The organism is Spirulina subsalsa CS-330, assembly GCF_028330765.1.
GTDB lineage: Bacteria > Cyanobacteriota > Cyanobacteriia > Cyanobacteriales > Spirulinaceae > Spirulina > Spirulina subsalsa_A.
Window position 1 is genome coordinate 1 of sequence record NZ_JAQMTY010000172.1, and the last position, 23569, is coordinate 23569.

Annotated in this window: 15 protein-coding genes; 7 read left to right on the forward strand and 8 right to left on the reverse strand. The window is 53.0% G+C overall.

All coding sequences use genetic code 11. From position 1 onward, the window contains the following. Positions 1-424: 424 nt before the first annotated feature. The 3 genes from mltA to PN477_RS11860 all read right to left on the reverse strand — a co-directional run bounded on the left by mltA (position 425) and on the right by PN477_RS11860 (position 3138). Positions 425-1597 (reverse strand): murein transglycosylase A, encoded by a 1173-nt coding sequence (gene mltA / locus PN477_RS11850; protein WP_272121055.1) that lies wholly within the window; start codon positions 1595-1597, stop codon positions 425-427. A 477-nt stretch (positions 1598-2074) separates the two neighbouring features. Continuing rightward, on the reverse strand, positions 2075-2329 hold the full coding sequence (locus PN477_RS11855; RefSeq protein WP_072621818.1) for a hypothetical protein: 255 nt from the start codon (positions 2327-2329) through the stop codon (positions 2075-2077). Positions 2330-2397: 68 nt separating this feature from the next. Beyond that, a complete protein-coding gene (locus PN477_RS11860; RefSeq protein WP_272121057.1) occupies positions 2398-3138 on the reverse strand; it encodes a hypothetical protein in 741 nt (246 codons plus the stop codon). Positions 3139-3326: 188 nt separating this feature from the next. Between PN477_RS11860 and PN477_RS11865 the strand changes: the two genes are divergently transcribed. The 3 genes from PN477_RS11865 to PN477_RS11875 all read left to right on the forward strand — a co-directional run bounded on the left by PN477_RS11865 (position 3327) and on the right by PN477_RS11875 (position 8560). Continuing rightward, a complete protein-coding gene (locus PN477_RS11865; RefSeq protein ID WP_272121059.1) occupies positions 3327-4202 on the forward strand; it encodes an ABC transporter permease in 876 nt (291 codons plus the stop codon). Positions 4203-4432: 230 nt separating this feature from the next. Next, positions 4433-6295 (forward strand): iron uptake porin, encoded by a 1863-nt coding sequence (locus PN477_RS11870; RefSeq protein ID WP_272121061.1) that lies wholly within the window; start codon positions 4433-4435, stop codon positions 6293-6295. A 243-nt stretch (positions 6296-6538) separates the two neighbouring features. After that, positions 6539-8560, forward strand: coding sequence for a hypothetical protein (locus tag PN477_RS11875; protein ID WP_272147303.1), 2022 nt, complete (start codon positions 6539-6541; stop codon positions 8558-8560). A gap of 132 nt (positions 8561-8692) precedes the next feature. On the opposite strand, the gene mfd is transcribed toward PN477_RS11875, so the two are convergent. Then, the gene (mfd, locus tag PN477_RS11880) at positions 8693-12175 is read right to left on the reverse strand and encodes a transcription-repair coupling factor (protein ID WP_272121065.1); all 3483 of its coding nucleotides are present in this window, start codon (positions 12173-12175) and stop codon (positions 8693-8695) included. A gap of 532 nt (positions 12176-12707) precedes the next feature. Here mfd and PN477_RS11885 point away from each other — a divergent pair. Further along, a complete protein-coding gene (locus PN477_RS11885) occupies positions 12708-14120 on the forward strand; it encodes a HAMP domain-containing methyl-accepting chemotaxis protein (protein WP_272121066.1) in 1413 nt (470 codons plus the stop codon). Positions 14121-14226: 106 nt separating this feature from the next. On the opposite strand, the gene glgA is transcribed toward PN477_RS11885, so the two are convergent. The 3 genes from glgA to PN477_RS11900 all read right to left on the reverse strand — a co-directional run bounded on the left by glgA (position 14227) and on the right by PN477_RS11900 (position 18011). Further along, a complete protein-coding gene (gene glgA, locus PN477_RS11890) occupies positions 14227-15690 on the reverse strand; it encodes a glycogen synthase GlgA (RefSeq protein ID WP_272121067.1) in 1464 nt (487 codons plus the stop codon). A 242-nt stretch (positions 15691-15932) separates the two neighbouring features. Further along, complete coding sequence (locus PN477_RS11895; RefSeq protein WP_072621810.1) at positions 15933-16349, reverse strand: ATP-binding protein; 417 nt, start codon at positions 16347-16349, stop codon at positions 15933-15935. Between the two features lie 3 nt (positions 16350-16352). Next, a complete protein-coding gene (locus PN477_RS11900; RefSeq protein ID WP_272121069.1) occupies positions 16353-18011 on the reverse strand; it encodes a SpoIIE family protein phosphatase in 1659 nt (552 codons plus the stop codon). Positions 18012-18423: 412 nt separating this feature from the next. Here PN477_RS11900 and PN477_RS11905 point away from each other — a divergent pair, with 412 nt between their 5' ends. Further along, on the forward strand, positions 18424-19005 hold the full coding sequence (locus PN477_RS11905; protein WP_272147304.1) for a DUF3038 domain-containing protein: 582 nt from the start codon (positions 18424-18426) through the stop codon (positions 19003-19005). Positions 19006-19028: 23 nt separating this feature from the next. Further along, positions 19029-20378 carry a DUF4335 domain-containing protein gene (locus tag PN477_RS11910; protein ID WP_272121073.1) on the forward strand — a complete coding sequence of 450 codons (1350 nt, stop codon included), beginning with the start codon at positions 19029-19031 and terminating at the stop codon, positions 20376-20378. Positions 20379-20514: 136 nt separating this feature from the next. Here the strand turns inward: PN477_RS11910 and PN477_RS11915 are convergent, their stop codons facing one another. Beyond that, complete coding sequence (locus PN477_RS11915; protein WP_417158798.1) at positions 20515-21732, reverse strand: bifunctional sterol desaturase/short chain dehydrogenase; 1218 nt, start codon at positions 21730-21732, stop codon at positions 20515-20517. A 282-nt stretch (positions 21733-22014) separates the two neighbouring features. Here PN477_RS11915 and PN477_RS11920 point away from each other — a divergent pair, with 282 nt between their 5' ends. Beyond that, complete coding sequence (locus PN477_RS11920; protein WP_272121076.1) at positions 22015-23436, forward strand: glycosyltransferase family 2 protein; 1422 nt, start codon at positions 22015-22017, stop codon at positions 23434-23436. The last annotated feature ends 133 nt before the right edge of the window (positions 23437-23569 follow it).

Below are 23569 nucleotides of genomic sequence, written 5' to 3' on the forward strand. Positions count from 1 at the left end.
CATTCAGTGGACGTTAAACAGATGCTTGTGGAGGGGAATCTGGACGGGGTTTCAAGACAGAGATGACTTGAGACTAGACAAACCCAATGAAGCAAGAATCCCTCGTTATAATCTTTGATTTAACGGTGGGAGTGTCAATGTCTTGATGCTGAGTTTGGCGGCGATCGCGCCCCTAAACTCTGGCGACTCAATGCCTGGGGAGACTATCAAACGCCCCCCGATGCCACGGAAATTTTAGTGCGCCCGGATCATCCGGATCAACCCTTTGAGGTTCAAACCTTAATCGGCAAACGAGCACCCGATCCACAGTGCAGTTCAGACTAATTCCAGATTGATTAAAACGGGAAAAGCGATCAATGGCACGACTACGAAGAGCGGCGATTGATCGCTTTGTTTGCGGTTAGGCTTCAGCGTCGGATGAAACTTATCCCCCTTTCAACATCAAATAATACAGTGCGCCGCGATAGCCCATGACTCCGGCACGTTGGCCCGCCACATCACCGGAACCCATGTACACATCAACGCGCCCAGGGGTTAAAATCGCGCTGCCCTTATCTTGGTCAAGGACAAACCGATTGACTAACTGGGGTTGAGTGCCGCCCCGCCCATCGGGGTAGGGGATTTGGGTACGGATTAATGCGAGTGCGCCGGGGGGCATCAGGGTTTTGTCGGTGGCGATGGAGCGATCGGCGGTCACGGGTACGCCTAAGCTGCCGGTGGCTGGGGAACCGTTGGTATCTCGGAAAAAGATGAAGCGGTCATTCTGCGGAAGATAGCGGGAGAGTAAGTCGGGCTGGGCGCGGAAAATGTCGATCATTTTCGGCAGGGTAAACCCATCGCGGGGATGGAGGCCATCGGCGATCATTAGTTTCCCGATGCTGACGTAGGGGTAGTCCGTGCTGCCGTGGTAGCCGACGCTCATGGTGCTGCCATCGGGAAATTTGAGTTTGGCTGAGCCTTGAATTTGGACGAGATAGGCTTCGAGGCGATCGCGGAACCAGACTAATTCATTGCCGCGCAAAATGCTATCGGTTCCCATGCCGTCAACCCCTTCGATCAGGCGGCGTTGTGGATGGGGCATCGTCCAAGCTTCCAAATCCGCCGGACGACGATAGAGGGGATAGCAATATTCATCGGTACGGACGCGGCTGGCTTGATAGACCGGCTCGTAATAGCCGGTAAAGTAGACGGTGCCTTGGTTATCGGAACCGACGGACTTGTAAAATGTGAATTCTCGCTTCACGGCGGCTTGCAGGGCTTCGGGGCTTTGGGCCGTTTGCAGGAGTTCACGGAAACGGAGGAGAGAGCGGCGGGTGCGATCGCGCGTAATCCAGCGGATCGGGTAGTTGCGGTAGGCTTCAGTAGCGGCGGGGGTATCAAGGTAGCGCAAGCTGTGGTTAATCGATGTGATCAACGCGGCTTTGTCGCCCGCACCATAGTAGCTACGCCACAATTGCTCATCAAACCCCAAATCGGCCACTTGGCGATCGGGGTTAACCCATTCCAGGGGCGGCGATTGACGGGCTTGTACCGCGAGGTGAGGGATGAGGAGCACGAGGCTTAAACCCAGAACAAACCCAGCAATTAACTTTTTCATACAAACTTTTTTGGAGGAATTTGAGTACAGTGCTTAGCAATCAACCGTCAGACAGCAGTCCTAAATTAAAATTATTGGGACAGGCAAGGGGCTTAAGCCCCTTGTTGCTCAAGGCTGAGGGTTTCAAACTCAAATAGGATTGCTATACATGTTGAATGAACTGCGATCGCAGTCTTGGCTGACCCCGTTCAATACTGAAACTCACACCACATAAACAGACCATTCTGGATTGAAGCGGGGTTATTTTTGCGTCGTTAGTGATTGTGACGGTCAAACGTGACAGAATTCAAACCGTAATGTGACAGACCAAAAACCGCACAGCGATGAATACCATTGGCTCATCGACAAAAATTTACAAAATGTTACCTTACCCACGGCCAAAAAACAAACCACCCTCAACTGCTAAAGGCTGAAGAGTTGATTGTTCTCAAGGATTGCCCTACGGGGATCGGGCATCATCAACAGAGACAGCACCGCCTAAAAGTCGCGATCAACACTGCCCCCAAAGACCGGCTCCACCCGGATCGCCGCGACGCAACTGGGGCGCAACACCATATACTCGCCCTGCAAGTTCTTAATCGGAACACTAATCAACCCGGTATCGTTCGCTTTGGGTAAGAGTTCGGTGCTGTACCACTTTTGAAAATCTTGAATGGAGGCGAAGCGCACTTCTTCGCGGTGTCCAGACGTGAGCATGATGTGAACGGCAAACTCATCGGGTGTACGAGGCATAATCCTTCACTTTCCTGCAATCGGTGTTTCGGAACTATTTTAGGGGGAAAGTTCCCCTCTCGTTGCGTCTAGGTTAAAAGGTTGAGGCGTTGGAGGCTTTGATCGAGCCAGGGGGGGAGGGTTTGATCGAGTTCGGCGCGATCGCGCACTTGCATTTGCTGTGGCTTGGGTAATTCAAACGGTAATTTTGCGCTCTGGGGGGAAAGGTAGAGGGTGAGGAGTTGGCTGGGGCGTTTGGTGGCGATCGCATAGCCCAACTCCAAGGCTACTGCCCCATGCAAGGCTTGACCCGGTAAGGGGGTCACGTCCACCAACAACAGGAGGCTATTGCGAATTTGGCGCAGGTGGGCTGGGGTGAGGGTCAAGGGTTGGCCGTGGGCCGGTCGGGGCAGCACTTCGACCCGCAGCGGCACGCGCAGCCGTGCTTGTTGGCGATCTACATAGGCTTGCACGGCATCGTCTAACCAATGGGGGCCGTCTTGGTCGGGATCGAGAATCAGCAAAATAACGGGGTCAAGGACGGCATTAATCGCCTGCTTGGTGAAATAAATTTCCTGGGAAAGCAGGTCAATATTGGCGATCGCATAGCCACCACTGCCCTCAATATAAAACTCCACCTCCGCCCCTTCTAGATAGCGTTGAAACCAGTCCGCCTGCTGCACCTGTTCAATATCATCCAAAAAATCCGCCCGCAGCCCAGACTTCAACAAACTATTCCGGCTCAACCGTAGATCATGGGGCCGTTGGACGATCTCCGAAATGGGTTCGTACCCATCGAGATACCAAGCCTTTAACGCGATAATTGCCATCCAGCCCCCTGCAACACTTGTACTAGAACGGGCTACTATCCTAGCATCCAGATTGCGATCGCCCCGATAATTTTTGGCTAAATTTCCACTCCTTGGCTCTGGTAATGTGGCCCGCCTCCCGCCAAGCCCCAGACCGTGCGCTATGGTTTGAGATCAGAACCCTGTCCGTTTTTCGACAGCCTAGATCCATGCCTGAATCATCTCCTCCCCCATCTCCCCCTCCCACGCCTTGGCTGGGTCTCTCCGTCCTGCTTGGCCCCGCCGGACTTTGGCTCGTTCTTCTGCTCGTCCTGCCCACCCTGGTGATTGTTGAACTGAGTCTCGTGCCGGGGATTCGACCGGGGGACGTGGTCAATCCCAGCGGTTTGGCCAACTATGGACGGGTCTTCGATGGGGTGAATCTCCAAGTGATCCTGCGATCGCTCCTCTTCGCCACCGGAACCACCCTCCTTTGTCTCCTGATGGGCTTTCCCGTCGCCTACTGGCTGGCCCAAATTGCCCCCCCCAAATGGCGTAACCTTCTCCTCCTTGGCTTCATCCTCCCGCTGTGGACGTCCTCCCTGCTGCGAACCTACGCCTGGATTACCATCCTCCGGCCCACGGGTGTGATGAATACGGTACTCGGTGCGATCGGCTTGCCCGGCCTGGAGATTCTCAACCGCACCCCCGCTGTTTTCGTCGGCATGGCCTATAGTTACCTGCCCTACATGGTGCTCATCCTTTACGCCTCCTTAGAAAAACTCGATCGCCAACTCCTCGAAGCCTCCGCCGATCTGGGCGCAAACCCCCTCGAAACCTTCTGGAAAGTCACCATCCCCCAAACCGCCCCCGGCATCGCCGCCGGTTCCCTCCTCGTCTTCATCACCGGCCTCGGCGATTTTGTTGATCCCGAACTCCTCGGCGGTGCATCAAGTATGACCCTCTCACGGCTGATTTATAATCAATTTCTCGGTGCAGCACGTAATTGGGGATTTGGTTCCGCCCTCAGTGTTGTGTTAATTTTTGCAGTGAGTGTTGCGATCGCACTCCTGATTAAATACGGCGATCGATCCGCAACGTCCTAAACATTCTAATTACGGAATCCGCACAATGGCTGAAATGTATCCCCATTAATTGCACCCTATCCGGATCATTATTGAATACAGTAGACTAGCGAGTTAGATGGATGAACAGGGTAATACTATCTCTCGCGGTCTGTCATAATCATCATTGGTATGTCGTTAAACTGTGTAAAGATTGATCGACCTGTTTACTATCAACTAATAACTAAGGTGTCTTGAGGAGTTATTCATCTGTGAAACCCAAACAATCACTAGACCAAACCGTCTCGCTCACGCTGTTACTGACAGCGTTAAGCTCAGGTGCTGCACCGATGGCCTTGGCAGAATCAACCGTTAAATCTGCTCACAAAGAACTAGCCCCCACCAGTCAGTTAACACCAGATACCGCCGCCACCCAACCCGCAGTTGACGCACTCACCGCCGCCGTCTTGGCTCAGAATCCCAACGCGGATGCCTTAGCATTCGATGCCCAAAGCCCCGAAGTTGCACAAACGGATCTCTCCACACCATCCGTTTTGACCCTGGGTTCCTCCCCTCAACTCGCCGCATCTCCCAGTCTGATTGCCGCCGATGTAGACACTGATCCCATGGCTCAGGTCAACAACGTCTTTGAACTGCGGGATGTGTCACCCAATGATTGGGCCTACGCTGCTTTACGCGACTTAGTCAATCGCTACGACTGCATCAAGGGTTATCCCGACAGCACTTTCCGAGGCGATCGCGCCCTCTCCCGGTATGAGTTCGCCGCCGCCCTCAACGCCTGTATGCAGGTAATTGAACAAACCCTCGCGGAAATTGGCGATCGCTTCGCCACCCAAGAAGACCTCGAATCCCTCCGCCGTCTCACCCAAGAATTTGAAACCGAACTTGCCACCCTCAGCACCCAAGTAGACGACCTCGAAGAGCGCGTCCAATTCCTCGAAGACAGCCAATTCTCCACCACCACCAAACTCTTTGGCCAAACCACCATCGGCCTCCAAGGCCGCAGCCGAGGCAGCTTCAACCTAGGGGGAAACACCTTTGAAGACACCGAAAACAACATCAACGTCATCCACACCACCTACCTGAGTCTCTTCACCCAATTCAACCCCCGCAGCCTCCTCCTCACCACCCTCAACTCAGGAAACGGACGCACCACCGATCGCTTCACCGATAGCTTAGCGAGCTATGTTGGTCTCGCCTACGAAGGAGACATCGACAATCGGGTGGAAATCTCTGATCTCAACTATCGCCATTTAGTCACCAATAACCTAGCCGTGATGGTTGGCCCCAAAGGCATCGGCCCCGTTAACGTCTTCCGAGGCACCAACCGAATCGAAAACGAAGGCAGCGGCTCCCTCTCTCGCTTTGCCCAACGGAACCCGATCATCGCCACCGGTGGCAGTGGTGCAGGTGCAGGCATTGACTGGCAAATTAACCCCAGTGTCAGTTTACAAGGAACCTATTCATCCAATGATCCCCTCACCGAGGGTACATTATTTGGCGGTGACACCAACATCACAACCTTCGGCTTACAAGTGGTCGCTGCCCCAACCCGTGATATTGACATATCGCTCCAATATATCAACTCCTACAACCCCTTTGGTCGTCTAGGCGCAGGCATTGGTGATGATCTCTTAGTGATTCCCAACTTCAACAATCAACGGGCTCCGATCAGCACCGATGCCTATGGGTTGACCCTAGAATGGCGGGCCTCGGATCGCATCACCTTCGGCGGCTGGACAGGCTACACCGTATCCGACTACCTACCGGCTGAAGGCACGGTCGAAACCTTTAACTGGATGACCTTCCTCAACTTTCCGGATCTCGGTGGTGACGGCAATTTACTCGGTCTTTACTTCGGACAGCCCCCCCGCATCTCCTACAGCAACCTAGAGACGGGACGTAATATCCCCAGCTTCATCAATGAAGGCAATTTACTAGGCCCGGCTGGCGGTCAGCAAGGAGCAACGTACCATCTTGAAGCCTTTTATCGTTGGCGGCTCAATAACAATATCAGCATTACGCCGGGTGTGATTTGGCTCATTAGCCCATTCCATAACGGGGCTAATGATGATATTTTGATCGGCGCAGTTCGCACAACGTTTAGCTTCTAGCCTTTCCGGAAATCTCAAAAAAAGCTTTGGATGAGGGGAACCTTTGGGTTCCCTTTCTGGTCAGAGGTCATAACAACGCAAAAATGTCCGCGTACTTCTGGAATAACACTGTTTCGTTATCATCTTGGACATTTCACCCTTATCCGTAAGATTACGCATTCTCTCTCAAGCTCAGGCAATTCACCGAATTTCTCTGATTCCTTGCTATTCTTTCCGTCACTCATTCGTGGAGTTTGTTTCATTATGATGTCTAAATTTGCCCACAAAACCGCTCTGTCCTTAGGTCTTCTCGGCAGCCTTGCCGCCGTTGCTGTCGCTCCTGCGGCAGAGGCTCAAGTTCGTGTCACAGGTGGTAATGTCTCCGGTGCAGCTGGCTTCTTCATCCCCGATTCAGGAAACATCAGCCTCTTCGACTTGGCGATTCAAAACATGCAGATTGTCAGCCCGAACGGGGTTCTGACCAATCCGCTGTTTATCCCCACCGCTACAGGGGGATTCGTTGACGCAGACACCAGTAATTCGGTAACGGCTGGGGATACAGGTTTGATTACCGGGAAACTGTCCGGGATTGCCTTTAGTGCTGGTGGTTCGTTGATTCCGTTCTCCCAAGTAGACACCGCCCTGGCATATAACGTGGGGAACTTCACTCAAATCGGCAACCCGATTGTGGGGTCTCTAATTTCTGCGAATAACTTGCCGCAGCTTTTCATTCCTACGGCTAAAACGATTACTTCATCTTCGAGTGAAGTGACGATCACACCAGGGGTGGGCAACGGTCGTGGGATGTCCATCGGTTCGTTGAATGCAAATCTCACGGCGGGTTTGATTAATCTCCCGTCCGATGTGCAATTCCGTTCATCCTCCTCTCCGGTCGTTCAAACCCCCTACAGCTTGCCCCGCAACCTCAAGTTCAAGTTTGAAGGGAGCAATGTTACACCGGAATTGGGTTCAGATTTAGATCCGACGGATAACGAAATTCAATTCATTGGTGAAGCTAACCAAGCCTTTGAAATTGCTACGTTTGGTGATGGTAATAACACATCGTTCAAACTCGAATCTGATTCTGGCTTCATCGACATCGCTCTGGGTAATGTTCAAGTGAACTCGACCAGTGGGACGGGAACATTAACAGATACTGCTCCCACAAACTACAAAATCGAAGGCCAAACGGAAGGTATCTTTGCGCTCTTTGCACCGGGTCAAGTGGCAGTGCAAGGGTCGGGTCGGAATACTACGATGGAATTCCAGCAAGGTGCAAATGGCTTTAAGGCGAACACAGAAGGTGGTGGTGATGTAACGCTTCTAGCGGCTGCTTCAGGTGTGGGTAATGGAACGGCAATTAGCACCGGCTTTACGAATTACCAAATTGATAGCTACCGAGCCGCGACTCGTAGCAGTCAATTCTCGGCTGTTCAAAATGTGAGCGAAGCATCGTTTGTCAATAAGTTTAAATTTGGCAATCTGACGCTAGTCTTTAACCTGACCACAGGACGCTTCACGGATGAGAATGGTAGTGAGAGCTTTGTCACCAGCAGTTCTGTTTCTGCTAGTGCGGCGCAAGCTTTGATTGCAGCGCTGTTAAATGATGTTCAATTTGTGAACTCTAGCAGCAATGTCATCAGCATCTTCTCTGGTGCGTCGGAAAGCAATTTCGAGTTGGTTGCGGCTCGGAGTTTTAATCTGAAGGTGCGCTCCAACCGCAGCGGCCGCGTCAAAGTGAAGTTCGTTCAGCGGGGTGGTCGTCGCATTTTTGTTGCCCTGCGCGGTGATGTGGGTGTGGGTGCGTTTGAACAAGTGGGGCCCGGCAGCCGGATGTTCCCCGGATTGTTTGGAACCCGTCAATTGTCGGAGGAAGATGCTGAAGCGGTATACGAGTTGATCGACACGCTTGAAATCAGTGATGCCGATGATGTCGATGATGATGCTGATTCTGATGATGCCGATGATGTCGATGATGACGACGATTCTGATGATGTCGATGATTCTGATGATGACGACGAAGACGATGACGAATCGGCTGATGCTGATCAGGGTGAACTGCCTTCCGCAATCACAGGGTTAGAAAGCCTCTCTGATGAAGAAGTGAACGCAATCAATGAGCAAATTGACTCACTGAATCCTTCTACTGAAGAGCCTGCTGCAACTGAGCCTGCTGCAACTGAGCCTGCTGCTGATGAGCCTGCCGCTGAAGAGCCGGTTGCTGATGAGCCTGCTGCTGATGATACCGGGGCAAGCTTGGTGGATGATGCGCCGGTTGCCGAATAAGGTCTGATTCAACGTGAGGGAACTGGCTTCAGTTCTCTCGCGGTTCAACACTTAAAGGAAAGGGAACTCTTGAGGAGTTCCCTTTTTTGCTGGGTGATGCTTGTTTTGTTATGATCGATCGCACTCCCCCGTTCAGGAACGACCACTCCCGATCGCATCGGGGCTGGGTAAGCCGCCTTGAATTTTACTGAGCCATTCAATGAGGTTGCTGAGTTGTTGATCGGGTTTGAGAAGGCCTAGGCCGCGGACGGTGACTTTTTTCGGGCTGTAGACGAAGCGCGATCGCAAATGCTTCGGTAAATGCTCATCTAACAACCGCCATGCCGGTTCTTCCATGGGGGTTTCCAGGACGATATGTTGTGGGCCATCGGGCTTAATGCGGGAGAAGCCGAGGGATTTGGCGACCTGCTTGAGGCGCACCACTTGGATCAGTTGGAGGGCGGGTTTCGGGATCGGGCCGTAGCGATCATACCAGGCTTCTTCAATCTGGGCCAGTTCCCGCTGTGAATTCGCGGAGGATACCGCTCGATAGGCCGCCATTTTTTGCTCCAGGTCGGGAATGTAGTCGGCGGGAATAAAGGCGGTGAGTTTTAGATCAATTTGGGTATCTTCCACCTTGGGAATCTCTTGACCGCGAATTTCTTGCAATGCCTCTTGCAGCATCGACATATAGAGGTCAAAACCGAGCGCCGCCATTTGTCCCGACTGCTCTGCCCCTAAAATATTCCCCACGCCCCGAATTTCCATATCCCGCGTCGCGAGTTGATAGCCGGAACCGAGTTGGGTAAATTCTTGAATGGCGCGTAACCGTTTACGGGCAGTGTCGGAGAGGGCTTGATCCGCTGCGTAGAGTAACCAGGCGTGGGCTTGAATGCCCGATCGCCCCACCCGACCGCGCAGTTGATAGAGTTGCGACAGGCCAAAGCGTTGGGCATCTTCAATAATGATTGTGTTGACGCGGGGAATATCCAGCCCTGATTCGACAATCGTGGTGCAAACGAGGATATCCGCTTCACCATTGTTAAACGCCAGCATGGTGGATTCGAGGTCACTTTCGTTCATCTGACCGTGGGCGATCGCCACTCGCGCACTGGGCAACATTTCCACCAACTGCGCCGCCAAGCTTTCAATCCCCTCCACCCTCGGCACCACATAAAAGGTCTGACCCCCGCGATCCAATTCATTGCGAATCGCTGTGCGCACCACATCAGGATTGTAGGGTGAAAGATGGGTTTGAATCGGACGACGCGACGGCGGCGGCGTGGTGATCAAACTCATTTCCCGAATCCCCGACAATGACATATAGAGGGTGCGCGGAATCGGTGTTGCGGTGAGCGTTAAAACATCCACCTGGGTTTTCAAAGACTTGATTTTTTCCTTTTGATTCACCCCAAAGCGTTGTTCTTCGTCAATCACCAATAGGCCCAGATCGTGAAATTGGACGCTTGATCCTAAAATTTGCTGCGTTCCGATCAACACATCTAATTCACCACTGTTTAACCGCTGGAGCAGTTCCCGTTTTTCGGAAGCGGTGCGGAACCGATTGAGCAGGCCGATTTGAATCGGGTAGGGGGCAAACCGTTCTTTGAGGGTGTGGTAATGCTGCTGGGTAAGAATCGTTGTGGGGGCAAGGAATGCCACTTGTTTATGACCGGAGACGATCGCTTTAAAAATCGCCCGCACCGCCACTTCTGTTTTACCAAAACCCACATCGCCACAAACGAGGCGATCCATGGGGCGATCGCTCTCTAAATCTCGCTTCACATCCTGAGTCGCCTTCAGTTGATCCGGGGTCGGTTGATAGGGAAACGAATCCTCAAGTTCCCCTTGCCATGGTTCATCGGGAGGATAGGCAAAACCCGTTTGCTTGGCCCGCTTGGCGTAGAGTTCGAGCAAGTCCACCGCCACTTTTTTAATCGCCTTGCGGACGCGGGCCTTGGTGCGTTCCCAGGTTTTCCCGGCCATCTTGTTCAGTTCCGGAGGACGTTTCCCCGAATGCTGAAACCGCGACAAGCTATCCACCGAATCCGCCGGGACGCGCAACGTCCCATCATCATATTTGAGGGCTAAATAGTCGCGCCCTTCGATGGTTTCCAGTTGTAAGAATTTCCCAATCCCATGGCTACGGTGAACGACATAATCCCCCGGCGAGAGCTTATTGAGGTCTACTTGCTTCGAGACCGCCCGCCGCCGTTTGCGGATGTAGGTAGGACTGGCGAGACTGTGTTGGCCGAAGAATTCCCGGTCGGTGACCACCACAATGCGGTAGGTGGGGAGAATAAACCCTTCCAGTTCAGCGAGTCCGGAATATTTGAGCGCGATCGCACTCCGTTGCGTCTGCAAACGCTCAATCGCCGGATAGTCGTGGGGATTGGGAATAAACTGCGCCACACAATCATGCTCTTGCAGCAAGGACACCGCCCGCGACGGTTGCGCCGACACCAGCCATTGATTATATTGCTTCAGACTTAATCCCCCAGGCGCATCCCGCTGACCCCGGAGCAATTCCGCCAAGCTCGCAAACTGGTGCGGTGTCGTGGGTAAAGCACGGCTGGCCAGATTCACCCCCACCCCATCAACCACTAACTCAGATAAATAGATCGCCGCAAACCGGGCTTGGAGCGCCGTGCTAATCCGGGCGAAATCTCGATGGAGCGGCGGCACTTGGGGCGGGTGGGCATTCCATTGCACCGTCACATACTCCACCCAGCGGGCACAGTGGGCCGCGCAGGTGTCGGGTTCATCCACCACCACCAGGGTTTCCGGGGGTAAATAGTCGAGGAGATTGGCGGGTTCGGGATAGGCGAGGCCGAGGTAGCGGCGCAAACCGGGGGGATAGTCGCCATTCGCGATCGCTTCTTGCTCCTCCACCGGCAGATTGGGATTGCCCTGGAGGGTTTCCGCCAACAGGGGCGTAAAACTCGTTGGCGTGAGGGTGAGGCGGGGAATGCTATCGAGCGATCGCTGCGTCGCCGGATCAAACTCCCGAATCCGCTCCAACTCATCCCCATACCATTCCAAGCGCACCGGCAATTCCGTCGAAACCGGGAACACATCCACCAAATCCCCGCGCCGACTCCACTGCCCTTCACTCTCCACCAGAGCCACCCGCTGATATCCCAATTGCGCCAACTGATGATCCAACGCCTTCGCGGTCATGGTCATGCCCGTCTGCACAGTACAGAGATGGGACTTTAATAACTCCGGCGGGGGAAGATGGGGCTGCAAGGCTCGTTCTGTGGTGACGATCACCCAGGATTCCGCCCCATCCTCTGGATACACCTGCTCACTGAGCACCACAAGCTGCCCCCAGACCATCTCCGATTCTGGATCAATGGACTCATAGGGCGAAGCCTCAGAGGTGGGATAAAACCGAATCGCTTTCCACCCCATCACCTCCAACTGTGCCGCCCAGCGTCCGGCTTCTTCGAGGGTGGGACAGACAATGAGTAAGTTACGTTGCGTCGTTTGCGCGATCGCGCTACTGACCAACCCTTTAGGTAAACGAGACGCTCCATTGAGATGCAAGGGGGTCTGCTGATTTTGCAATTTTTGTACAAAATCCTGTGTCAGTGGAGAGCGAGCGATCGCCCGCACAACAGAAGAAAGCGCCATGGGATGAGGAGAAAATAGAGCCAGTTTCCCCATCATACGCTGAATCCTGTAAGGAGAGCGTGCTCAACAAATCCGGATTCATTCATTTGGAAAATGAAGACTGTAGTCTACCGATGATGCAAAACTTTCAGTGATTCAAAATTTCAGTGATCCAGATCTAAGGTCTACGATTCTGATTCATGAGACATTAACGCTCACAAGTCTGGAGAATCCCAACCTTTGGATGTCTCTTTTCTCACACAGCATTGAGCACCCTATTTTTCAGTCAACCATAACGTGATCTCCTTCAACACATCACGGTTTTAGCCATCAGATTATCGCCTGAATCCTGATCACTGTAATCAAAACATTTTTTTGATTTTAATGGCATGATTGTGTCAATTACAAAACCTGTATTTCTTAACAAAACTTTGCTATCTATGCACGGAGTACAATCATTAGTATGTTGAAATCTTTGAACTTTCGACAAAAGATCTTAGTGGGCTATGCTCTACCTGTATTTGCTTTATTTGGTGCTGCTGGATTTGGGTGGATGAGTGCGCAGCGTGTTTTTCATGTTTTTGAGATCATCCATGATACCGATCAACTCTTAAAAGAATCAGATCAATTAAAGCTCTCAACCTCTCAAGTCATTCAGACAATACGGGGGTATTTATTGATTCAAGAACCTCGATTTTTAAATCAATACTCTGATGCAAAAAATCTATTCAATCAGTCCATTACAAATTTGCAAAAAAGTCAATATTTTAATTCAGATCAGTTAAGCCGTCTTCAGACGATTGAGCGTCTGACCACGGACTATATCCAAATGGCAGACCAAATGATTCGCCTGACTCAGGCGGGACAACAAAATGAAGTCCTTGACTTGATCCGTGTCGAATCTAGCCGTCAACTGACGGACGAATTAACCCAACTCGATCTAGAGCTAGCGCAAAGTATTCGTCAGATGACGGAGAACTATCAAGCGGAGGCGGAACAAGCCATGAATCAGTTGGTGCTGGGGCTAATCCTGAGTGCTTTTTTATTAGGGGGAATTGCCCTGGCTCTCGCTTGGTGGATTATTAATCAAGTGAGTGATGTGATTTTGCAATCCACTCAAACGATTGTTTCGTCTTCGAGTGAAATTGCCACAACCATTGAACAGCAAGAACGGACGGCCAATCAGCAAGCCGCCTCGGTGAATGAGACCACCACCACGATGGATGAATTGAGTACATCATCTCAGCAGTCCCGCCAGCAAGCGGATCAAGCGACGGCGATCGCAGAAGAAGTGCAGACCTTGGCCGAACAGGGGAATCATTCAGCGGAGAATATTCTCCAAGAAATGCATGAATTACAGAATCAAGTGGTGGCGATCGCCACTCAGATCACGAATCTCAACGACAAAGCCCATCAAATTAGTAATATTTCAAGGTTAGTGAGTGATATTGCCAATCAAACCAATTTACTGGCGTTGAATGCAGCCGTTGAAGCGGTACGCGCCGGTGAACAAGGCAAAGGATTTACGGTGGTGGCGACTGAAATTCGCAAGCTCGCGGATCAAAGTAAGCAGTCCGCCGAGGATATTCGGGCATTAGTGTCCGATATTCAGACGGCGGCAAACTCCACCGTGATTGCGACCCAGGCAGGCACGCAAACCGTAGCCACGAGTATTCAAGTGACGCAGAATACGGCCAGCACCTTTGCCAAGGTGTCGGAATCCATTAATCAAATTGTGATTAATAATCGCCAAATTTCCCTCAACATTGGACAACAAGCGATCGCCACTCAACAGGTGGCAACCTTTATGAGTGAACTCAATCAAGGGGTGCAAGAAACCGCCGCCGGGATTCGACAAACCCGCGTTGGCACGCGCCAACTCAATCAAGCCGCCCTCGACTTAAACGCCTTAATTGCCGCTCAGGATGCGACCCATTCCATCCAAATTAGTCACTCTGGAGGCTAGCCATTGACCCCAAAACATCGGTTAAGGTTCATTCATCCCCCAAGGGCAAAGTAGGGAGCGATCGCCCCCTACCTGTCTGAGATCAGCACCGTTTTAAATCAGCCGACTAGACGAGAGATTGCGGAGAAGCCGTAGGCGTGGGCGTGGGTGCAATAATCCCCATCGCTACCTTTTCTTCTGGTAACAGTTGCATCGGATCAAGACCTAAAATCTCTTTGTACATCTTGATGTATTCTCGCGCTGAACTTTCCCAGCTAAACTCCTGCCGCATCGCTCGCTGTTGCAAAGCCCGCCACTGCTCTTTATAGCGGAACCCTTCCCACGCCCGCACCATTGAGGTGAAGAAATCAAGCGGTTCGTAGCGATCAAAACAGTAGCCAGTACCAGCCTCGCCCATCGGATCATGGTGGCTCACCGTATCCACTAAGCCCCCCGTGCGCCGCACAATCGGGATCGCTCCGTAGCGCATCGCCAGCATTTGAGCAATCCCACAGGGTTCAAAGCGAGACGGCATTAAGAACACATCACTGCCCGCGTAGATCCGACGCGACAGCCCATCGTTATACAAAATCTGTACCGAGGTGCGACCCGGATAGCGCGAGGCCAGATGCCACATCTGGGTTTCGTAGTAGCGATCGCCCGTCCCCAACAGCACAAACTGTGCATCAGAATAGGCCAAAAAGCGATCCATCACCTGCATAATCAGGTCAATCCCCTTCTGCTCCACCAAGCGCGTCACCATCCCCACCAAAAAGAGATCCGGATTAATTTCCAGACCTAGCTCCTCTTGCAGCGCGATTTTATTTTCCACCCGCAGATCCAACGTCTCGGCGGTAAAGTTCTCCACAATATAGCGATCGGTGACCGGATTATAGCTCTCCAAATCAATCCCGTTGAGAATCCCCCGTAACTTACCACTCACAAACGACATCAGACCATTTAATTGCTCCCCATAGGCAGGCGTTTGGATCTGTTGAGCATAGGTCGGGGATACCGTCGTCACCACATCCGCAAACTGAATCGCCGCCGCCATCGTGTTATGGCCTTGCATATACCACGGACACCAAGCAAACTGCTCCAGCTTCCAGCGCCATGGCCCTTGATAGGCAATGTTATGAATCGTGAACACCGTTTTAATATCCGGGGTTTCATGCATCCACACCGGAATCATCCCGGTATGCCAATCATTACAATGCACCACATCAGGCTTCCAATAATTCCAAGCAAACTCCGCCGCACCATTGGCAAAGAAGGTAAAGCGCCACTCTTCATCATCCCCGTAGTAAATCCGATGGGGATCAAACGCCGGATGCCCAAACAGGTAAAGCGGCACATCACCATCCAACATTTTCGTCTCATAGACCGCGAATTTTTGCAGCATCGCATCACCCCACCACAAAGGCTCAGCGGGGATGTCGAGCATCTGATTCAAAAACCCGTAGTACGGCATAAAGATCCGTACATCATGTCCTAATTGACGAAGGATCTTCGGTAAAGTCCCAACCACATCACCCATTCCCCCAACCTTCGCTAAGGGAGCAACTTCTGCAGCAACGAAGAGGATTTTCATATTGCTAATTGTTAACACCAGTTTGCTAAATGTTAACGCCTCGGTGTCGCATCTCTACGCTTTTTTTGAAGATCTGGCAAAAACGGGGATCAACGCTGAACGACAAGCTCAACTCTACCTTGGGGCGTTAGCCACGCTAAAGCGGAGTCTCTCTCATGCTCACGACAGAGGAGTCTTCTGGGTGGGGTCGTATTCAAGGGGTTGAGGTCGCGCTATTGAATGCGCCTTATCTTGGTAGGAAACTAAGCAGATAAGCTCGTTTCAAGCTTCAGGCAGTTTTGGCCATTAACTTGGAGGCGATATTCCACTTTATCCATGAGTCGGTTCATAATCAGCCAACCGTATCCCCCTTCTTGACGATCTTCAGGACTGGGGGGGAGATAGGTGTCGAGGTCATACCCGGTACCATGATCCCAAATTTCTAAGGCAATATCGCGCTCTTTCAGTTCAAGCCTCAGGAGCACGGGGATTTGAGATTGTTCACGGTGGGCGTGGCGCACGACATTGGAGTAGGCTTCCACGAGGGCAAGGCGGAGACGATTAGACTGGCGGGGCCATTCGACGGAGTCGCCGAGTTCGAGTTCCAGACAGTCAAGGAGCCAGCGCTCCACAACGGTCAAAAATTTTAAATCACTGGGGATGTGTAGTTCTGTTTTCATGGGTTACAGAACCTCCAACGAGAGCATGGTTTGGTCGTCTTCTTGGACTTGGATAGTGTATTCACGGAAGCACTGCAAGAGATTATCAAGGTTGAAGGCACTTGAGCTTTGTTTGATTAATGACCAGAGTCCTTCTTGCATCAACATCTGACCTTGATGTGTGGCATCGGACTGATCAGTCAGGTTTTTGGATACCGTGGCTTCGGTGATCCCGTCACTCGTCAGCAGAAAAACATCCCCAGGATTGAGGGTGATTTCTCCTACTGTACCCTTCCACTGGGGAAGAATACCAACAGGGATGCCCCGCGCTTTGAGGTAGTTAGGCTCAAGAGTGGAGTTTTGGTCAGTTTTGAGTTGGTGATGGGGCCAAATCATGGGGTAAATGTGACCAGCGTTGGCATAGGCGAGGCATTGTTCGCCGGGTCGGTAGCGGGCGATGACCATGGTGATGAAGCAGTTGGTGCTGAATAGGTCTTCATTCATGGTGGTGTTGAGGTTCCGCAGGACAGTTTCGGGTTCGGGGGAGATCTCTTGGGCGAGTTCGCGACGCAGGATGGAAATTGCGCTGGCCATGAAGAGGGCGGCGGGTACGCCTTTGCCGGAGACATCTCCGACGGCCAGCCAGACATCGCCTTGGGGGTGGACGTAGACTTCAAAGAAGTCGCCGCCGACTTCGCGGGCGGGGTAGCAACTGGCTTGGACGGTGACGCTGCCGGTGTCGCCCCAACTCTGGCGCAGGAGGTTGTGCTGAATTTGGCGGGCCACTTCGAGTTCGGCGCGCATTTTTTCGGCTTGTTGTTGGGTGCGTTGGTAGAGGCGGGCTTGGGAGATGGCGATCGCAGCTTGTTCGGCGACGGATTCAAGGAGTTGGACATCGTTGGAGGTGGGGAGATGATCGCCATCACGATGGTGAAGATAAATGACTGCCAGGATTTGTTGTTGAACGGTGAGGGGGATGGCGAGTTCGACGGATTCTTGCTCGCTGTTGTCGAGGATTTGGCTCTGGCCGGTGTCGATGACTTTGGCGATTAGGTCTTGAGCTTGGTCACTGGCGATCGCACCTTCTGGATATTCATAGGTTTCATTGAGCAAAGCCCCAGCCTCAACCGGTCGGAGGATCGTCGTTGCGGCCACAAAGTTTTCGCCGATGGTCTTGGTGATCGCCCGCAACATATTTTGGTAATCGAGGGATTCGCGAATGCTGCTGGTGACGACGTTGAGAATTTCTTCGCGGCGGAGAGCACGGCGAAGTTCGTTGGTGCGCTGCTTGAGGACTTGATAGGTTTCCGAGGCCTGCTGCACAACGGTCTTCAGGTTCTCCGGATTCCAGGGCTTGGTGATGTATTTGAACACCTTGCCGGAGTTGATCGCATCGACGAGGTCTTCTACGTCGGTGTAGCCGGTGAGCAAGATGCGGATGGTTTCGGGGAAGCGATCGACGGTTTTGCTCAAAAATTCGGTGCCATTCATCACGGGCATCCGTTGATCGGAGATGATCACCGCCATTTCGCCTTCGGTATCTAGCAGTTCTAAAGCGCTGACGGCTCCATCCGCTTTAAAGACTTTAAAGTCACGACGAAACGTTCTAAACAGCAGGTCTAGATTATCGGGTTCATCGTCTACTACCATCAACTTTAGTTTTTTGGAGCGTGCCTGACTCATGAATTCTCTCCGGTAGGATCACAGGGAGATCCACTCCCTAAGCGCTGGGGGTAACGATTCAATCCAAAACTAGGTTGACCGTAAAATTGTGCGGAACCTCGATGCTGATCGCTGTCGTTAAAGAATGGACAAGAGTCCCAGGGCTTAACAACCAAATTCATGGAAACTCAGTGTTTGTGATGGTATTGCGTGAAGATGCTGTAGAAACTTTTGCCCGCTCTCAGGAGTCCGTAGGGACAGATCAAGCTGCACAACTGTGTTGGCTTGCGGATCTGGGCGGTATTGGATCATCACTTAGTATGACAATAGAAACTATACCACGCGAACAATCCATACCCCAATCCCTTAGACTTCAATTAATGGGTCTTCTCAGGATTGCCCATCGTTCATTTCTGCTCTGCGTTTTGTGCCTGTGAAGTCCGAAATTAAGGTGTCCACGGCTGCGTCTGATTTACTCCTGTGCCGCGAGTTGGCGGGTAGGGAGTTGGAAAACATGAAGACCCATTTGGATCTGTTGCTGTTGGCCCTAGAGGCGTTGACGGGGGCAGGGTCAGAGGATACGCTGCGGGCGGCGGAGGAGTTGGGGTTGACGGCGATGGTGGGCGATCGCGTTGCCCTATGGCGGTTGCGCCAGGCCAATCCTCAGCGCAAAAGCTCCGGAGGGCGAAAGAAGCTGGATGTGGAGGAGGCGCGATCGCTCGTGCTGATCATCTGTCACTTAGCGACGCTGCACCATAGCCGCATCCGGCGCGGGGTGTCCCTGCTTGAACAAATGACCCAGCAGCACAAAGACCCGACGCGGGCGGCACTGTTGGGGGACTATATCGACCAGTTCAGTAATACCTATCAAGAGCGGATGGATGAAGCGGTGTTACCCTCGCCGGACAGTCTGATGCAATTAGCGTTTAAGTTACTGATTGATCTGTTGTTTTACAGTACGGCTAATGGCCATCGCCGCCTTTGGCTCGCCCTCTTTGACCAAGCCGCATCCTAAGGGGATGTTTTGCCCAGACTACTATGTTGAAGCTCACTCGCCGTTATCCGCTGCCCACTTGTACGTTGGTGATCACTGCCTTGCGATCGCCCCTCTCGCGCTGGCAAAAACGCCCCGTGGTGACGGATCTCCAGTTTGAACTCCAACTCGATGATCCGCGCAATCCCGAACCGGAGCCGATCAAAATCTGGGGGAATGCGTCCCAACTCGAACAGATTTGCACGGTTGTGCAAACCTATGTCCAGGAAACGCTCCTCGCCAGTGCGCCCCATCACCTGTCTCTGGAAAACAAGGCGATCGCAATGCCCGGCGCAGATCTCACCCTGACCCCCCATAGTCTTTTGCAGCATCAGTTTTATGTGGGTCACGAAACGGTGAAAAGTTCACAGCCGGTGGTGGATTTGAATGTGACCCAGTTGTCGGACTTGGTGACGGTGTTGGAAACCTTCCAAGGGGAACTCCAACAGTTACCGATCCTGCCGTCGGATGATGCCCTGTTGCCTGCCTGGACAAAAACTGCCGCAGCGGTGGCCGTGGGCGCGATCGCCCTCACCAGCGCCGCCCTCTACTTCACCTCCCAAGCCCCAAACACGGTCATTTCCTCCGAATCCACCGCCCCCGAAGTTGCATCGTCAGATTCAGACCGCGATGTCTTGCCCCCCGCGCCCGATCCGGCTCCGTCTCCCCTGGCCACCCCCACCCTCCCCGGCGAATTAGACACCCTCACCACCGTTCTCCCCCCTACGGGAGTGGATCGCCCCCCTCGCCCCTTGCCACCGTCAGCGATCGCGCCCTCTCGCGCTGGCAATTCTAACCCCCCCTCTGCTTCCCCACAGCCTGAAGCCAACACCAGCCCATCATCCACTGAAACCTCAGCCCCAGAACCCCAACGCTCTCCATCGTCTCCGCCTCCCCCAGTTCCCAGTACGCCCCCAAGACTGCCGGCTAATCTCCCCCCTCTCGGCGCAACCCCCACCCCTTCCATCGCCACAGCACCCGCCCAAGGCGATCGCAACGCCAGCGATCGCAACACCACCAGTCGCGCCAACCCCGCCCCCAATGCCGACTCATCCTCCCTCCCCTTCAACGACATTCCCCAAGTCGGCGAAGTCCGTGCCTATTTTCAACCCCGCTGGCAACCGCCCGACACCCTCAACCAAGCCATTGAATACCGTCTGCGCCTCAACCCGGACGGCTCAATTCAACGCTTAATTCCCTTAGGCCCCACATCGGCTGAATATTTAAACCGCACGCCCATGCCCCGCCTCGGAGAAGTGTTTGTGTCACCCCTCCAAGGGGTAAAATCCGCAGAAATTCGGCTGATTTTGGATCAAAGTGGCGATGTGCAGACCTTTCTTGAAAATCTCAACTAGTGGCGTAACCCACCGATTAACGTGTGCCACGACACGAGTACAGAGTCAATGGGAAGAATGAGGATGAAGCACTATTTTAGCTGTGCCGCGACAGTAGCACCATGGGCGAAGGGCCGGGAATGAGGGCAAAACCGGGCTACCCAGACGACCGTGTGAACAGCCGGAAGTAGAGCGATCGCGCCATCTCCTTCACGGGATAGAGCAGATAGGTTAAGGGGTTAATCGTGACAATAATATTGCGCACATCCCGCACTGCTAAGGCGACAATTTGCCGCGCCACCCAATCCGCCGACATCACCCCCACCGGGTTCAACTCACTTTTAAACGGCCCCAAAATGAGCTTACGAATCACACAGGGCGAATCCAAGCGCCGCAGGGTGATCAGGTCGCCCAAGGTGCGCTTGCTCAACTCATAGAGGGGGCTAAAAGCGGGATTGACCTCCGCTTCAGAGGTATTGAGCCAGACTTCTTTGGTGGCGATCGCTTTATTCGTCGTCACCGTGGTTAAAAAGAGTTCCAACAGTCGCCAACTAGAAAACGCATTCACTTCGTAGGAGGTTGCGATCGCCCCTTGATCTCGCGCCCCGTGAACATTCACCCCATGATTGAGCAGCAAAATATCCACTTTCTCCAAATGCGCTTTCAGGTCATCCTCTTGGCCCACTTGCCACGTCACCAGGGGCAACGGTTCCGTCTCACCGGGTAGGGTGATCGGCGTGGTGCCGGAACTGAGGGCGATCACTTTCGCGCCCCGTGCTTTGAGGTGTAGCAAGAGCGCCCGGCCGAGGGTTCCCGATGCGCCAGTGACGGCGATGCGTTTGCCTTTGAGGGAGAGTGCTGTACCCATGAGTTTGTCAATGAGGGTGAGTGTGCCGCAAAAATAGGCATTTTGGTCGTCGAAGTGATGCCGCCAATGGTAGGTGCGATTGACGAACCAAGGGGCGGGATGGGTGGGAAAGGGGCCAGGGCGATGGGTGAGATCGGTGAGTTCATCGGCATAGGCAACGCCCGCGCCGCGTGCGATCGCCCCCAGCAAAAACACCCCCGTATAGAGCGACCCCACCCCCGCCAGCCAGGGGTATGGCAACGCCCACTGCCACGCCAGCCACCAGGGCGCAAGGCTGAACAGCAACATCACCAAGGATTCCGGCAGATCATTATACCAATGGGCTTGGCGATAGATCTCAGGGCTGATCACCGAGAGATCCGGACGAAACACCCGATGATGCCAGCCGTGGAGTTTATACAGGGGTTGCCATTGGTGGGCGAGCCAATGGTAAAGATCGCGGACGATTTCAACCCACAGGATTGATCCGACTCCTAAACACCCCGTCCACACCCAAGTTTGGATCATCATATTTGTCTTAAAATCCTCATCAAAAATAGTTTTGTATTTAAAAATTCATCATGGAGAGGGTGCGATCGCCCTCTCTCCCGTCGGTGATTGTTCAGGACTCCACGCGCCAAACTTGCCCTCAATTTAGCCTTGGGGTAATCGAGACTAAACGCCACCACTCGTAAGATTTCGCTAGAAATTGTAACAACTCTCGCTACAATTAAGACATTAAAACCGGCTACCCGCCTTGATGTTTGAATCAATCAACCTGCCGGATCATGCCTTTTATTGCGTTAAACAATGGCAGAACACCCTTGGCAAACCCCTGATTCCAATGACGATTCCGATCCCCTCGCGGCAATTTTGCCCGATTGGTCAGACCCCGACGGCGACGAAGAAGACTTTCGCAGCGATTTTTTCCGGGGTAATGCTGGCCGACGCACCAAAGCCGCCGTCACCCTGATGATGATCTGGGGCAGTGTGATCGCACTTCATCTGGTGTCTTGGGGAATTTGGCTCGTGGTGGCACTCACGGGGATCATCGGTGTGAATATTCTCCGCCTCACCTTGGCAAAACCCCCAGCCCAGCCCCATCCCTTGACCGATGACCAACTCGCCACTGCGTCGTCGGTGGCGTTGGTAGTGGCGGCCAAAAATGAAGAAGCGGTGGTGGAACGTCTGGCGCGTCAACTGTGCGCCATGGACTATCCCGCCACTCACTACGATGTTTGGATCATCGACGATGCCAGCACCGATCGCACCCCGGAAATTCTCGATCGCCTCGCCCAGGAACTGCCTCAACTCAAAGTGGTGCATCGTCCTGCCAATGCTGGGGGCGGCAAGTCCGGCGCGTTAAACCAAATCATCCCCCAAATTGATCGGGATGTGATTGCGGTATTTGATGCCGATGCGCTGGTGGGGCGGGATTTGTTGCGCCATGTGATGCCGATGTTTGCCGATGAGCAAATCGGGGCGGTGCAGGTGCGCAAAGCGATCGCCAATGCTCCAGAAAATTTCTGGACGAAGGGCCAAGACTTAGAAATGTGTCTCGATAGCTATTTTCAACAGCAGCGAATTGCGATCGGTGGTATTGGTGAACTGCGGGGTAATGGTCAATTTGTGCGTCGCTCGGCTCTGGTGCGCTGTGGCAATTGGAACGAAGAAACGATCACCGATGATCTCGACCTGACGATTCGCCTCCACCTCGATCGCTGGAATATTGGGTTTTGTCTCAGTCCCGCGATCGCCGAAGAAGGCGTGACCCAAGCCAAAGCCCTCTGGCATCAACGCAGTCGCTGGGCCGAAGGGGGTTACCAACGCTATCTCGACTATTGGCGGTTGATTATTCAAAACCGGATGGGAGTTTTGAAAACCTGGGATCTCCTCTGTTTTGTGGTCTTGCAATATCTCCTCCCCACGGCGGCGATTCCGGACTTGTTGATGGTGATTTTGCGTCACCAAGCTCCGGTGTTGAGTCCCCTTTCGGCTCTGGTCTTTACCTTTATCGGCATTGGTTGGATAACCGGGTTAACTCGGATTCAAGGGCGGCCGGCGATCGCTAATCTCGGTTTATTAATCACCCAATTAATCCGAGGCTATACCTATATGTTTCATTGGCTCGTAGTGATGCCCGCCACCACCGCCCGCATGGCTGTGCGTCGCAAACGCTTGAAGTGGGTGAAAACCGTCCACGGTGGCAGCAGTCTATCGGTGCAGTCCTAGTGCAGCGTCAATGCCAAGAATCAGGATGTTTGTAGGGTGCTAGCGAAGCGTAACGCACCGTCACGTTGAGCGTTGGACATTCAAGACAATCCGAATATTAAGTCTTGACTCTGTACTTAGGCCAACCCTGCAA